Raw genomic sequence first — 13,479 nt, forward strand, 5'->3', positions numbered from 1 at the left:
CAATCGGCAAAGAACCCACACCTGTCAGGAGCCGCAAAATGGCGCATATTGATCTCTTTTTCTCCACTCTGTCTCCCTATGCCTACCTGGCCGGGAATCGTGCCGAAGAGGTCGCCGCCAAACATGGTGCAACGCTTACCTACAAGCCCTTCGACATCATGGCGCTGTTTCCGCGCACCGGCGGTACCCCGCCCAAGGACCGGCATGCCAGCCGCGTTGAGTACCGGGCACAGGAGTTGGTGCGGCAGGCCAAGAAGCTGAAGGTGCCCTTCAACCTCACGCCTGCGCATTGGCCCACCAATGGGGCGCCGTCGTCTTATGCCTTCATCGCGGCACAGAATGCGGGCGGCGGCGATCTCGGCAAGCTCATGCACGCGATCTGCCGCGCGGTCTGGGCCGAGGAGAAGGACATCGCCGAAGATGTGGTTGTGCGCGCCTGTCTCGACGAGGCTGGATTTGACCCTGGCCTTGCCGATAGCGGCCTCTTGCAGGGCGCTGAGACCTATGCGGCCAACCTCGAAGAGGCGGTGGAGCGGGGGGTCTTCGGCTCGCCCTTCTACATCACCGATGATGGCCAGCGCTTCTGGGGCCAGGACCGGATCGAGGATCTCGACCTGCATCTGTCCGGGGCTGTGTGACGGCGCGATTTCACACGCATGTCCGGACGTTCGGAGCGGGGCCGCAACCGGCGCTCGCTCTGCATTGCACGCTGGCCCACGCCGGTGCATGGCGGGATGTTGGGGCTGCGCTTGCGGATCTGTTGACCCTGCAGGCCATTGATCTGCCGGGCCACGGGCAAAGCGATGGCTGGGATCCTCAGATGGACCTGCACGATCAGAGCACCGATGCGGCGCGGGACCAGCTGACCGGTCCGATGCATGTCATCGGTCACTCGTTCGGGGCGACGGTCGCTCTGCGACTGGCTGTCGAACAGCCTGATCTGCTGCGCAGCCTGACGCTGATTGAACCGGTGTTCTTCGCCGCCGCGATTGCCGACGCGCCCGACCGGATGGCCGCCCATGAGGTCGAGGCGGCCCCCTATTTTGATGCGCTTGCGCAGGGCGATCACCCTCTGGCCGCCCGGCTCTTCAACCGGTTCTGGGGAGACGGCACGCGGTGGGACGACATGCCTGACAGTACGCGGCGCTATCTGGCCGAGCGGGTGCATCTGGTGCCACAACAGGCGGAGGCGATCGTGAACGACAGCGCAGGGATCATGCGGCCCGGTGGGCTGGCGCAGGTGCAGATGCCAGCGCTGCTGATCCAGGGCGATCAGACGGCGGACATATGCGATGCGATCAACGCCAGCCTCGCGGCGCGCCTGCCCGACGCGCGGCGCGCTTGGATTGCCGGGGCAGGGCACATGTCACCGCTGACCCAGCCGTCAGACGTCGCCCGCGAGATCCGAGCGCTCGTTGAAATGGCTGAGGAACAGGTCGATCTGCGCGGCATCGATTGACCAGTCACAGACTAGCCGCGCCGCGAGCATCTCCTCCGGGTCCGCGCCCTCCAGCGCCCCTTCCCAGACATAGTACTTCGCACCAGCCTCATGCAGCCGCTGATGGATGCGACGTGGGAACCGGGCAAAGATCATATTGGCCTGCGGCGGGTGCATGAACTCGCCGCCGCGCGCCTCGAGACCCGCCGCCAGCCGTGCAGCATTGGCGTTTGCCGCCCGGGCCGCGTCCAGCCAGGTGTCATCCTCCAGATACCCCGCCATCTGGGCCGACAGATACCGATGTTTGGAGAAGAGATGCGCGCCCCGCTTGCGCCGCAGCTCGAACTCCCAGGCTTTTTTCGGATCAAAGAACACCACCGCCTCGACGCCAAGACAGCCGTTCTTCGTGCCGCCGAAACTCACCACATCGACACCCGCCTTCCAGGTCATCTCGGCGGGGGTGCAGCCCAACGAGACCAGCGCATTGGCAAACCGCGCGCCATCCAGATGCACCGGCAAGCCAAAGCCCCTGGCAACCTCGGTCAGCGCTTGCAGCTCCTCAAGGCTATAGACCTGACCGCGTTCGGTCACCTGCGTGATCGACACCGGACCGCGCTGTGGCCCATGCACACCGCGCACTTCTTCGGCCATGATCCGCGACCGCAAGGCATCGGGGGTCATCTTGTCGCCACCCCCCACGAGGCTCAGCTTGGCGCCGCCGCTGTAGAACTCTGGTGCGTTGCACTCGTCTTCCTGGATATGCGCGAGCTCCGAACAGAACACCGTCTGCCAGGGATGCGCATAGCAGGCGAGTGCCAGCGCATTGGCCGCGGTGCCGGTGGCCAACAGATAGATCGCCGCCTCCGGCGCCTCGAAGGTCTCGCGCAGGCGCGCGCGCACCTCCTCCATGATCGTGTCCGCGCCGTAAGGCATCGCATAGCCATCGTTGGCCTCAGCCAGCCGCCGCATCACGTTCGGCAGCGCCGGTCCCGCATTGTCCGAGGCGAAAAACATCAGACCGGCTCCTCGATGACATGCTCTTCCCAGTCGTCTTCGGGCACGTCGAACTCGCTCAGCGTCCACCCCTGCACCGAGACGCCCGCATCATGCACTGACTGCGCCGTGCCGCTGATCAGCGGGTGCCAGTCGTAGAGCGGCTTGCCCTCCCAGAGCAGCCGGTAGGCGCAGGTCTCCGGCATCCAGTAAGCGTGCGTGTCCAGGTTGTCGGGCTTCAGTACGATGCAATCCGGCACGAATTGATGGCGGTTGTCGTAATGCGCACAGCGGCAGGTGGAATCGTCCAGCAACCGGCAGGCGATCCGCGTCAGCGCCACCGCGCCGCTGTCTTCGTCCTCGAGCTTGTTGAGACAGCATTTGCCGCAGCCATCGCAGAGCGCTTCCCACTCCTTCTGGTTCATCTTGGCCAGCGGTTTGCGCTCCCAGTATCTTTTGCCCAAGGCGTGCCGGTCAATCGGATCGCTCACACCGCCTCCAGGATCTTGCGGGCCTGGGCGCTGTCCGCATCCATCTGGGTGATCAGCGCGTCCAACCCGTCGAACTTTTCCTCCGGCCGCAGGTGCTCGACCAGGCCGACCGACAAGGGCGTGCCGTAGAGATCGCCTTTGAAATCGAAAAGGAAGGTTTCGAGGTTGGGCCGGTTCTCGCCAAACATCGGGCGCACGCCCAGCGAGGCGACACCGTGATAGCTGCCCCGATGCGGGCCCTCCAGCACATCGACCAGCACCGCATAGACCCCGAAGGCGGGCGGGTGCAGCCCCTCGATGGACATGTTCGCCGTCGGATAGCCGAGTTCGCGCCCGCGTTGCTCGCCGCTGATCACGGGGCCTTCGATCCGGTGCCAGTGCCCCAGCATCTCGGCGGCCAATCGTGGGTCGCCATCGCTCAGCGCCTGCCGGATCGCTGTGGAGGATACGGTCTTGTTGGTGTGAGCCATCAGCGGCGCGATGGTGACGCCAAAGCCCATCTTCGCGCCATAGTCTTGCAGATGTTGCGCCGTGCCCGCCCGCGCTTTGCCAAAGCAGAAATCCGCGCCCACGATCACATGCCGCAGGCCAAACCCATCGGCGATGACCTTCTGCGCGAATTCCTCCGGCGAGAGGGCAGCGAGGGCGGCGTTGAAATTCAGCTCATAGAGCCGCTCCACCCCCAGCTTTTCCAACCGGCTCGCCCGGGCGTCGCGCCCCATCAGGCGAAAGGCGGGGGCGCCCGGAGCAAAGAAACTGCGCGGGTGCGGCTCGAATGTGACGATCCCCAAGGGCGCGCCCGGTTCCGCCCGGCGTGCCAGTTCGATGACCGATTGATGGCCCAGATGCACGCCATCGAAGTTCCCGATCGCGGCGCTGGCGCCTCGATATTCCGGTGCCACGAATTGGTAGTCTCGGATGATCTGCATGACGCCTTGCGTAGCCTCCGCAGACGCCTGACGCAAGCAGCGTACGCTGGCTTAACCCATCGCCGGTCTGATTGGTGTAGAGTTCAGTCGAACTTGCGCGATGGCGCCATCACGGTCGCTTCGCCCACCAGAACTTTCTTGCCGTCGACTTCGCAATGGCATTCGAGTTTCACGCGGCGTTTCGACATTTCGATGTCGATCACCTTGACCTCGGCATGCACGAGATCACCAGGGCGCACCGGCGCGAGGAACTTGAGAGACTGACCCATGTAGACGGTGCCGTGGCCGGGCAGCTGTTCACCGATCACGGCCGAGATCAGCCCAGCGGTCAGCATCCCGTGCGCGATACGCCCCTGAAAGATTGTGTCGCGGGCGTAGTCGTCGTCGAGATGCACCGGGTTCCGGTCCGTCGAAATCTGCGCGAACATCTCGATGTCTTCGTCGGTCACCACCTTCTGGAGATAGCGCGACATGCCCATCTCGATGTCTTCGATGCAGATGGTTCCGCGGGGCAGATTGTCCAACATGATGACCCTTCCGGTAATTTTCTAATCATTACGCCGTAATCGTTGAAACTTAATTACTTTGCAATTGCAGAAAATCAAGCAAAAAATAGGTCAGCGTAGATACCCTATCGCATAGGTCGGGTTGGACATTTCCTTTTCCAGATAAGCGCTTAGCGCATCCGGATCGGGCTGGCTGCGGGTTTTGGTTTCTGCGGCGGCAAGCCCGCCCGAGATAAAGAGCGAATCGATGTCTTCGCCCATGGCGCCCGCGATATCGGTCAGAACCCCGTCGCCGATTGCCAGAATGCGGGTGTCGGGCACATCCACGCCGAGCGCAGACAGCCGCCGCCGCGCCAGATCATAGATTGGTGGATGCGGCTTGCCGAAGTAGAGGCTCTCGCCCCCCATCTCGGTATAGAGCTGCGCCAGCGCGCCCGCGCACCACTCGCGCTGTTCGCCCCGGTCCACGATGATATCGGGGTTGGCGCAGAGCAGCTTCAACCCGCGTTGCTTGGCCATCAGGAACTCGGGCCGCATCACCGCCGGGTCGGCTAGCGGATCGCGCGGGCCGGTGCAGACAATCCCCTCCGCCTCATCAAGCTGCACCGCGCGGACATCAACCGGATTCTGCACCACGCCAATGGGTTCGAAAAAACGCTCATCGCCTGGATAGCCGATGTGCCAGACCTTTTCGCCCACCACGCCGCGGAACATGGCCGAGCGTGCGCTGTCGCCTGAGGTCGCAATCGTGTCCCAGCTGTCCTCCGGCACGTTGAAGGCGGTCAGCTGCTTTTCGACCCCGGCGCGCGGACGCGGCGAGTTGGTGACGAGAACGACCTTGCCGCCATTTTCGCGATAGGCCTTCAGCGCGGCGACCGCCTCGGGCAGGGCGCTCACCCCATTGTGCACGCAACCCCAGAGATCGACAAACAGGGCGTCATACTGCGCGGCAATCTCGGACAGTTGGGTGATGATCCGGGTCATGGGCCAATTCCTTCAACGATGGCGAGGGCCCACCGGCCCGGAGGCGCCCGCCGCTTGGACAGCAGCGGGCGGGGGGCGCTCAGACCTTGAGGTTCGGAATGATCTGCTTCTTGCGGCTCATGATGCCGGGCAGCACGACCGTGTCGCCTGCAACCTGCGCGTCAAAGCTCTTCTCAGCCACCGATTTCACCAGATCGTTCGGGACCAGCAGGGTCGCTTCTTCCTCAAGGATGTCGATCACGAAGAGCAGCACCTGATCCGCCCCGTCTTCCTCGGCGACGCCGGGCATCGCGGAGACCAGCGCTTCCTTGCGGTCCAGGATTTGGCTGGGCGATGTGGTTTCCAGCACGGAGACGCGGAACTGCTTGCCGCCGACCTCATATTCCTTGCTGTCCATGCGCAGAAGCTCGGCTTCGGAGAAGGCCGAGACATCCGACTTCGCCGCGAACATCTCGGCGGCATAGGCGCTGATATCGACACCCAGATCCTTGGCCAGATCGTGGGCGATGGCGGTGTCTTCCTGCGTGGTGGTCGGGCTGCGGAACTCCAGCGTATCGCTGAGGATGCAGGACAGCATGGCGCCTTTCACCTCGGTCGGCATTTGCGCCATGTCCTTGCCGATCATCTTCCACATGATGGTCGCGGTGCAGGCCAAGGGCTCGATGCGGATATCGATGGGGCCCTTGGTCTCCAGCCCGCCCACCAGCTTGTGGTGGTCGATGATGCCCTGGATATCGGCGTCGTTGATGCCAGCAGGCAGCTCGGCAGGGTTGTTGGTGTCCACAATCACCACCGGCGTGCCGGCGGCCACGTCCGAGATGATCTCGGGTTTGTCGAGCGACCAGCGGTCCAGCACAAACAGCGCCTCGGTGTTGGGCTCGCCCAGCAGCACGGGCTTGGCTTCGACGCCCTTGATCTGGTTGAGGTACCAGGACCAGATGATCGGAGAGCCGGTGCTGTCAGTGTCGGGAGATTTGTGGCCAAAAACGAGCGTGGTCATAAGGGAATCCTAAGGTATGAAGGGTCATTTTGCGCGCCTTATAGGAGGGGTGGCAGGGGTTGTCACGCCCTCAGACCAACGCGCTTAACGCGCCGGGCCACTTGGCGCGGGATGTTGCGCGGTGTTAGGCTCGGCCCATGTCGAAGCCGCGCGAAACCGACCTCTATCCGCCCGTGAAAGCCTTCCTCGAAGCGCAGGGGTATGTGGTGAAATCCGAGGTCGGCGCGGTGGATGTGATGGCCGTGCGCGGGAGCGAGCCACCGGTTGTGGTAGAGTTGAAGCTCGGGTTTTCCCTGTCACTGTTTCACCAGTGCATTGCCCGCCAGTCCCTGACCGAAGACGTCTACCTCGCGGTCCCTCGGCAACCGGGCAAGCGGTTTGCCAAGGCGGTGAAAGACAACCTGAAGCTCGCGCGACGGCTGGGGCTGGGGCTGATCACCGTGCGGCTCACAGATGGGCTCGTGCAGGTGCACTGCGATCCCGGCCCGTTCCAGCCGCGTCTTGCGAAAGCGCGTCAGGGTGCCCTGCTGCGCGAGTTTGCGCGTCGGCAAGGGGACCCCAACGACGGGGGGCAAACGCGTGTCGGCTTGATCACCGCCTATCGGCAGGATGCGCTGAAACTCGCGCTCTACCTGTTTGAGGCCGGGGCCACCAAGGGGGCCGACGTGGCGCGCGAAACGGGCGTGGACAAAGCAACGCGCATGATGGCAGATGACCACTACGGTTGGTTCGAGCGGGTTGAGACGGGGGTCTACGGGCTGACGCCTGCGGGAGCTGAAGCCGTCGGGGCCAGCGCAAAGGTATTGGGCGCGGATTAGGCCCGCCAGACAATGCTGCTGTGCGGCGGAGAAAAATCGCGCAAAGCGCCAGATTTTCACAAAACGATTGGTTGACAGGCCCCGGGCGCTTGCCTAGCTATGCGCCGTTAGCACTCAGATCACACGAGTGCTAACGGTTCGGGTGCAAGTCAATGTCGCTCGGACCTATTGGGAGTAACTTTGAGCCTTAAGGAGCTACAAAGATGGCATTGAAACCGCTTCATGACCGGGTGCTGGTGCGCCGCACAGAAAGCGAAGAGAAAACTGCTGGTGGGCTGATCATCCCCGACAGCGCGAAGGAAAAGCCTTCCGAAGGCGAGGTTGTCGCCGTGGGTGCAGGCGCGCGCAAGGACAGCGGCGAGCTGATCGAGATGGCGGTAAAGGCCGGCGACAAGATCCTGTTCGGCAAGTGGTCCGGCACCGAGGTGACCCTCGATGGCGAAGAGCTGCTGATGATGAAGGAAAGCGACATCATGGGGATCATCGAGTAAGCCGCCGCGCTGCTCTGATCCGATCTCGCTGAACGCGACATAAAAATTCTCAAGAGGAGAAAAAGACATGAGTGCTAAGGACGTCAAATTCGACACCGATGCCCGCAACCGTATGCTCAAGGGTGTGAACATCCTGGCAGACGCGGTCAAAGTCACGCTGGGCCCGAAAGGCCGTAACGTGGTTCTCGACAAATCCTTCGGCGCGCCGCGCATCACCAAAGACGGTGTGTCCGTGGCCAAGGAAATCGAACTGGAAGACAAGTTCGAGAACATGGGCGCGCAGATGGTCAAGGAAGTGGCCAACCGCACCAATGACGAAGCCGGTGACGGCACCACCACCGCGACCGTTCTGGCCCAAGCCATCGTGAAAGAAGGCATGAAGTCGGTGGCCGCGGGCATGAACCCGATGGACCTCAAGCGCGGCATCGACCTTGCGACGACCAAAGTGGTTGAAGCGATCAAAACTGCGGCCCGCGAAGTCAGCGACAGCGCAGAGGTTGCGCAGGTCGGTACCATCTCGGCAAACGGCGAAGCGGAAATCGGTAATCAGATCGCCGATGCGATGCAAAAGGTCGGCAACGAGGGCGTGATCACCGTCGAGGAAAACAAGGGTCTGGAAACAGAGACCGATGTTGTCGAAGGCATGCAGTTCGACCGTGGCTACCTGAGCCCTTACTTCGTGACCAACTCCGACAAGATGACCACCGAGCTGGAAGACGCGATCGTGCTGCTGCACGAGAAGAAGCTCAGCTCGCTGCAGCCGATGGTTCCGCTGCTCGAGCAGGTCATCCAGTCGCAAAAGCCGCTGCTGATCGTGGCCGAGGACGTGGAAGGCGAAGCGCTGGCGACCCTCGTGGTCAACAAGCTCCGCGGTGGTCTGAAGATCGCTGCCGTGAAGGCGCCGGGCTTCGGTGACCGTCGCAAGGCGATGCTGCAAGACCTCGCGATCCTGACCGGTGGTCAGGTTATCTCCGAAGATCTGGGCATGAAGCTTGAGTCCGTGACAATGGACATGCTGGGCTCGGCCAAGAAAGTGCAGATCACCAAGGATGAGACAACCATCGTCGACGGTGCTGGCGAGAAAGCCGAGATTGAAGCGCGTGTCGCTCAGATCCGCACACAGATCGAAGAGACCACATCCGACTACGACCGTGAAAAGCTGCAAGAACGCGTTGCTAAACTGGCAGGCGGCGTTGCGGTGATCCGCGTCGGCGGCATGACCGAAGTGGAAGTGAAAGAGCGCAAGGACCGTGTGGACGACGCTCTGAACGCGACCCGTGCGGCCGTTCAGGAAGGCATCGTCGTTGGTGGCGGTGTGGCTCTGGTTCAGGCGGGCAAGACACTTGAAGCTCTGACCGGCGAGAACAACGATCAAGGCGTCGGCATCGGCATCGTGCGCAAGGCGCTGGAAGCGCCTCTGCGTCAGATTGCTGAGAACGCAGGCGTTGACGGATCGGTCGTTGCGGGCAAGATCCGTGAGAGCGATGACGCGGCCTTCGGCTTCAACGCACAGACCGAAGAGTACGGCGACATGTTCGCCTTCGGTGTGATCGATCCGGCCAAAGTCGTGCGGACCGCTCTGCAGGACGCCGCCTCGATTGCGGGTCTGCTGATCACAACCGAAGCGATGGTTGCTGACAAGCCGGCGAAAGAGGGCGCAGCGCCCGCCGGTGGTATGCCCGACATGGGCGGCATGGGCGGCATGATGTAAGCTCTGCCCTTAGGCTAGTAGAGGAGAGGCGCGCCAGCTGGTGCGCCTCTTTTCTTTTGAATCGGGGCCGTTCATACCGTCAGGCTGGCAGTTCCACGATGCGGGAATAGCTGCCCAGCATGTCCAACGCCTGGGCGAAGGTTTCGCTCGGGTTGTCCTTCACCAGATATCCCGCGACGTTCTTGCTGTAGGCCGATTGGATGTCAGCAGGCATATCGGATGTCGTGAAGACAAAAACGACAAGCCTGTGCAGACGCGGATCGCTGCGCACGGCTTCAAGAAACTCCAGCCCGTTCATGCGCGGCATGTTCAGATCCAGCGTCACGATAAACGGGGGCAACTGCCCATCGGCCGTTTGCGCCGCCGCATTCAGGATCTCGAGGGCGTCCTGGCCGTCCTTCGCAACCAGGGTCTTGTTCACGATTTTGAGTTTCTTCAGAGCGCGTTTCATGGCCATGATGCTGATGGCATCGTCGTCCACAAGCAGGAAGGTTGCTGCTTTGGTCTGATCCTGTATCGCAGTGTCGTGCATGACCCCATCACCTCTCTATGCTGCGTCTGCGTGGTTGGTGGCCGCCGTCTCGACAATCTCTTCGGCAGGCAAATCAAAACTGAAGGTCGATCCGCGCGCGACCTCCGGATCTGATCGCAAGATCAGCTCAGCGCGGTACCGGTCGAGAATTTTCCGGATGATAGCCAGCCCAAGGCCACTGCCTTCGACCTCATCCCGTGGCTTCAGCGTTTGGAAAAGCTCGTAGATGCGCTCCTGATAGGCCAGTGGAATGCCAGGCCCATCATCTGCGACCTCGACCCGCAGGCGGCCCTTCTCGAAGCTGGCGGAAACGGTAATCTCACCCCCCGATCGATCATGGTGCTTGATGGCGTTCGAGATCAGGTTGATCAGGATCTGTTTCAGCGGCGTTGGGTAGGTCCGAACGGATCGGGTTGGTCCGGTGAACGTGACCGTGAAGCTGTCAGCGGGCGCGAGCAGATGGATGATTTGATCGATCACCATATCGATATCGACGTCCGCCAGCCCCTGATCCTCCTGTCCCGCGCGCGCATAGTCGAGCAGGTCGATAAGCAGGCGATCCAGCCGTTGCGTCCGGCTCTGCATCATCGTCAGATACGATCGGCTTTCGTCGGTCAGCACGTTCTCGCAGTCATCAAGGGTCCACTCACTCAGGTCGTGCACTGCCCGGAGAGGTGCGCGCAGATCGTGGGCCGCAACATAGGCAAAGCGCTCAAGGTCGATGTTCGACCGGCGCAGCTCTTCCGCGTTTTGTTTGAACACATGCAGCGCGCGCGCAATATCGCCGAGCTCGTCCTTGCCTTTGATGTCAATCGGATGATCGAGGTCTCCATTGGCGATGGCCTTCACGGCATCACTCAGGCGGCCCATGCGCCGATTGATCTGCTGTTCAATGATGATGGTGTGTCCGATCAGCGTGATCGTCGCGGCCAGGAACAGGCACAGTATCAGGAAGATCGAGAGCAGCCGCGTGGCTTCGTCGAGGGTCTGTGAACGTGCGGCCACGGATGTCTTGGCTTCCGAGAGCATGTCATCGATGAACCGAGACACTTCCCCGGTCATGTCGAGTTTGGCCTGCCGCAGCGCCATAAGCTCCTCTTCATGCAGCAGTTTCGCTTCGCCAATGGCGATCAGCCCGCGGTCTCCGAGGACCAGATCGTTCAGCTCCAGCGTCAGGCCCGCGAGATCGGTGCGATGCACACTGGGGTTGAGCTGTGCCAGCAGCGCGGCGGTGCGCCGCAACCTCGCCTCCACATCGGCACGGATCTCATCGAAACCGCCAGAGTTTTCAGGGCGCCTGTCGATGCGCGCCAGATCGATGATCGTGTCGATGTCGGTGGACAGGCTTGTCAGATTGAGAGACGCGAGAAAGAGATCGGAGAACAGCTGGTCGATCGTATCGGCTTCTGGCGCGGCTCCCGACCGTGCCTGTTCCAAAAGTGTTTCGATCCTGATCGTCGCATCATAGCGCAATGTGCGCAGCGCTTCCTGCGCGCTAGAGCCGACCCGCGCCAAATCGCGCTCCAGCGCGTCGATCTGGCTTTCGGTTTCAAAGAGCATCTCCTGTCGTGCAAGCAGCTGATGCACGGAGGCTTCAAGCTCGGACAACTCGGTGAGCAGGCGGCTGGTGAGCCCGGTGTTGCCCTGCGACTGCGTTGCCGCCACAACCTGCGCGCGGAAGGTCTCGATCCGTTCGATCAGATCACGTTTCGCCTCAACCAGTTGCGAGGTTTCCTGTGCAAAGGTCGCCCGCTCCAGCGCAATGAACATGTCGCCCAGCTCGCGCTCGACGGATTGCGTCTGGATCAGAACCGGAAGGGCACCATTGGTCAGCGCCTCATTGGCCGAAGAGATATGGCGCAGCTGTGTGAACCCGGCAAAACACGCCGCCACCGTGACCGCACCCATGACAAGCAACAGCAGCCTCAGCCGGGCTACGATCCCTGAAAAGAAGCTGCGTTCTGCAGAAAGAAGTGTTGTCCGGTCGGTCACAAGTCACAGATAAGCCGTAAGGATTAAGTCCATCTTAAGTGCGTACCGGTAGCGTCGGAATTCCAAGAGGAGAGACGTCGCTTATGACGGGTGCTGACACTAGCCGAGCATCACATCTGACCCGCCGCAGGGTGCTGCAGTCGGGTGCGGCGCTGGGGCTGGCTTCGGCTCTGCCGGGCGCATCTTTCGCTGCCAGCTCCGCCAATCTGCACGAAGATGTTGCGCGCTGGGTCCGCGAGCTTGTCGGAGACGCGTCGGGCGCGCTCTCTGTTCTCTGTCCGAACGGCTCCCAGCGCAATCTGGATCCGATTGCCCGCGCATTCACCGATATGACCGGCGTCAGCATCGAATTGCGCAGCATCGCTTCAGAAAGCCTGACCACACAAATCGCGCTCGAGGTGATTGCTGGCAACAGCCAGTTCGACGTGGCGCTGCCAGCAACCTACGGCCTTCCGGATCTTGCCGCGTCCGGCGTCATCCTGCCGCTTGACCAATTCGTGGACATCTACGAGCCACCCGGATTCCGCGAGGGCGCGATCTACAACATCGGCGATACGGTCGAGGGTCGAACCTACGGCTTTCAGACCGACGGCGATGCTTATGTAATGTTTTACAACAAGGCCTTGCTGGAAAACCCTGACGAGATGGCGGGTTACGAGGACACCTATGGCACACCTCTGACCGTCCCGTTGACCTGGGCCGAGCTTGATCGCCAGATGGCGTGGTTCCACCGTCCGGATATGAACCAATGGGGCGGTCTCCTGCTGCGGTCTCAGGGGTACCTCGGGTGGGAATTCTGGTTGCGGCTGCACAGCTATGGCATATGGCCGTTCTCCGAAGATATGGTCTGCCAGATCGATGCGCCGGAAGGGCATGCGGCACTGGCCGACATGATCCGCTCCGGGCAACACCTGCATCCGGGCGTCAGCAGCCTTAAATTCGTCGAGAACTGGGATGTTTTTTCCAAAGGGCGGACCTATTGCAATGTTGGATGGGGTGGGGCCCAGAAGTCTTTCAACGCGGTAGGCTCTCCACTGCGCGGCAAGCTTTGCTATGGTCCGACGCCCGGAGGCCCGTTGGGCCCTGATGGTGCTGCGATGGCGCTACCCTACTTCAACTGGGGCTGGAGCTATGTGGTTAATCGCGAATCCAAGCGCCCTCGTGTGAGCTACCTTTTCTCGCTTTTCGCCGCGAGCCCGGAGATGTCGACCCGAGCGGTGCGTGAGGTCGGAGGGTTCTTCGACCCCAACCGCCCGGAGCACTATGCCGATCCCACCATCCAGGATGTCTACTCCAAACCCTTTCTCGATGTTCATCGCGCAAGTCTGGAACAGGCGATACCTGATCTATATCTCAAGGGGCAGTCCGAGTATTTTCGCGTGCTCAATGAGGCGCTGGTGGAGGTGATCGCGGGCGATGTCGATCCGCAACGTGGGCTGATCCGGGCCGCGCAACTCTGGGAGATGATCACGAGCAGGTCCGGTCGCGCCGAGCAGATCGAGCGGTGGCGACACCTGCGCGCCCAGTATCCCATAGCCGTGTCACGCAGCCTCCGCGATCATCGCAGTGCCTGACCTGCGCGCGTCTTAACGGT

Annotated in this window: 14 protein-coding genes; 6 read left to right on the forward strand and 8 right to left on the reverse strand. The window is 61.9% G+C overall.

Translation table 11 applies throughout. From position 1 onward, the window contains the following. The first annotated feature begins 38 nt into the window (after positions 1-38). Entirely contained in the window at positions 39-638 is a 600-nt protein-coding gene (locus ACVC7O_RS05645) for a DsbA family protein (RefSeq protein WP_458325111.1), read from the forward strand. Next, positions 635-1,459: an alpha/beta fold hydrolase gene (locus tag ACVC7O_RS05650; RefSeq protein ID WP_458325112.1), complete on the forward strand. Its 825-nt coding sequence runs from the start codon at positions 635-637 to the stop codon at positions 1,457-1,459. Before ACVC7O_RS05645 ends, ACVC7O_RS05650 begins: the two co-directional genes overlap by 4 nt. Here the strand turns inward: ACVC7O_RS05650 and ACVC7O_RS05655 are convergent. From ACVC7O_RS05655 to ACVC7O_RS05680, 6 genes are all read right to left on the reverse strand, one after another. Then, positions 1,385-2,452 carry a threonine aldolase family protein gene (locus ACVC7O_RS05655; RefSeq protein ID WP_458325113.1) on the reverse strand — a complete coding sequence of 356 codons (1,068 nt, stop codon included), beginning with the start codon at positions 2,450-2,452 and terminating at the stop codon, positions 1,385-1,387. The two genes, ACVC7O_RS05650 and ACVC7O_RS05655, sit on opposite strands and share 75 nt — an antisense overlap. Then, on the reverse strand, positions 2,452-2,922 hold the full coding sequence (locus ACVC7O_RS05660; RefSeq protein ID WP_458325114.1) for a YcgN family cysteine cluster protein: 471 nt from the start codon (positions 2,920-2,922) through the stop codon (positions 2,452-2,454). The genes ACVC7O_RS05655 and ACVC7O_RS05660 overlap by 1 nt, the downstream gene beginning before the upstream one ends. Beyond that, positions 2,919-3,851: a bifunctional riboflavin kinase/FAD synthetase gene (locus tag ACVC7O_RS05665; RefSeq protein ID WP_458325115.1), complete on the reverse strand. Its 933-nt coding sequence runs from the start codon at positions 3,849-3,851 to the stop codon at positions 2,919-2,921. Before ACVC7O_RS05665 ends, ACVC7O_RS05660 begins: the two co-directional genes overlap by 4 nt. Before the next feature lie 83 nt (positions 3,852-3,934). Then, positions 3,935-4,378 (reverse strand): MaoC family dehydratase, encoded by a 444-nt coding sequence (locus tag ACVC7O_RS05670; protein ID WP_458325116.1) that lies wholly within the window; start codon positions 4,376-4,378, stop codon positions 3,935-3,937. 90 nt (positions 4,379-4,468) lie between these two features. After that, positions 4,469-5,341, reverse strand: a complete 873-nt coding sequence (locus ACVC7O_RS05675; RefSeq protein ID WP_458325117.1) for a TIGR01459 family HAD-type hydrolase — start codon at positions 5,339-5,341, stop codon at positions 4,469-4,471. A gap of 79 nt (positions 5,342-5,420) precedes the next feature. After that, the gene (locus ACVC7O_RS05680) at positions 5,421-6,341 is read right to left on the reverse strand and encodes a manganese-dependent inorganic pyrophosphatase (RefSeq protein ID WP_458325118.1); all 921 of its coding nucleotides are present in this window, start codon (positions 6,339-6,341) and stop codon (positions 5,421-5,423) included. A 137-nt stretch (positions 6,342-6,478) separates the two neighbouring features. Here ACVC7O_RS05680 and ACVC7O_RS05685 point away from each other — a divergent pair, with 137 nt between their 5' ends. The 3 genes from ACVC7O_RS05685 (at position 6,479) to groL (ending at position 9,361) form a co-directional block, all read left to right on the forward strand. Continuing rightward, entirely contained in the window at positions 6,479-7,159 is a 681-nt protein-coding gene (locus ACVC7O_RS05685) for a DUF2161 domain-containing phosphodiesterase (protein WP_458325119.1), read from the forward strand. Positions 7,160-7,362: 203 nt separating this feature from the next. Then, positions 7,363-7,650: a co-chaperone GroES gene (gene groES, locus ACVC7O_RS05690; protein WP_159980541.1), complete on the forward strand. Its 288-nt coding sequence runs from the start codon at positions 7,363-7,365 to the stop codon at positions 7,648-7,650. A 67-nt stretch (positions 7,651-7,717) separates the two neighbouring features. Further along, positions 7,718-9,361 (forward strand): chaperonin GroEL, encoded by a 1,644-nt coding sequence (groL, locus tag ACVC7O_RS05695; RefSeq protein ID WP_458325120.1) that lies wholly within the window; start codon positions 7,718-7,720, stop codon positions 9,359-9,361. 79 nt (positions 9,362-9,440) lie between these two features. Here groL and ACVC7O_RS05700 read toward each other — a convergent pair whose 3' ends face one another. Continuing rightward, positions 9,441-9,893 carry a response regulator gene (locus tag ACVC7O_RS05700; protein WP_458325121.1) on the reverse strand — a complete coding sequence of 151 codons (453 nt, stop codon included), beginning with the start codon at positions 9,891-9,893 and terminating at the stop codon, positions 9,441-9,443. Between the two features lie 15 nt (positions 9,894-9,908). Next, positions 9,909-11,885 (reverse strand): sensor histidine kinase, encoded by a 1,977-nt coding sequence (locus tag ACVC7O_RS05705; protein WP_458325122.1) that lies wholly within the window; start codon positions 11,883-11,885, stop codon positions 9,909-9,911. A gap of 83 nt (positions 11,886-11,968) precedes the next feature. On the opposite strand from ACVC7O_RS05705, the gene ACVC7O_RS05710 reads away from it, so the two are divergent. Beyond that, entirely contained in the window at positions 11,969-13,459 is a 1,491-nt protein-coding gene (locus ACVC7O_RS05710; RefSeq protein ID WP_458325123.1) for an extracellular solute-binding protein, read from the forward strand. Positions 13,460-13,479: the final 20 nt, after the last annotated feature.

Source organism: Roseobacter cerffii (assembly GCF_054226325.1).

Excerpts from the sequence above, each read along its gene's own strand:
- ACVC7O_RS05645 (WP_458325111.1), top strand. The coding sequence starts at position 39 with ATGGCGCATATTGATCTCTTTTTCTCCACTCTGTCTCCCTATGCCTAC.
- ACVC7O_RS05655 (WP_458325113.1), bottom strand. The coding sequence starts at position 2,452 with ATGTTTTTCGCCTCGGACAATGCGGGACCGGCGCTGCCGAACGTGATG.
- ACVC7O_RS05665 (WP_458325115.1), bottom strand. The coding sequence starts at position 3,851 with ATGCAGATCATCCGAGACTACCAATTCGTGGCACCGGAATATCGAGGC.
- ACVC7O_RS05670 (WP_458325116.1), bottom strand. The coding sequence starts at position 4,378 with ATGTTGGACAATCTGCCCCGCGGAACCATCTGCATCGAAGACATCGAG.
- ACVC7O_RS05675 (WP_458325117.1), bottom strand. The coding sequence starts at position 5,341 with ATGACCCGGATCATCACCCAACTGTCCGAGATTGCCGCGCAGTATGAC.
- ACVC7O_RS05680 (WP_458325118.1), bottom strand. The coding sequence starts at position 6,341 with ATGACCACGCTCGTTTTTGGCCACAAATCTCCCGACACTGACAGCACC.
- ACVC7O_RS05685 (WP_458325119.1), top strand. The coding sequence starts at position 6,479 with ATGTCGAAGCCGCGCGAAACCGACCTCTATCCGCCCGTGAAAGCCTTC.
- groES (WP_159980541.1), top strand. The coding sequence starts at position 7,363 with ATGGCATTGAAACCGCTTCATGACCGGGTGCTGGTGCGCCGCACAGAA.
- groL (WP_458325120.1), top strand. The coding sequence starts at position 7,718 with ATGAGTGCTAAGGACGTCAAATTCGACACCGATGCCCGCAACCGTATG.
- ACVC7O_RS05700 (WP_458325121.1), bottom strand. The coding sequence starts at position 9,893 with ATGCACGACACTGCGATACAGGATCAGACCAAAGCAGCAACCTTCCTG.
- ACVC7O_RS05710 (WP_458325123.1), top strand. The coding sequence starts at position 11,969 with ATGACGGGTGCTGACACTAGCCGAGCATCACATCTGACCCGCCGCAGG.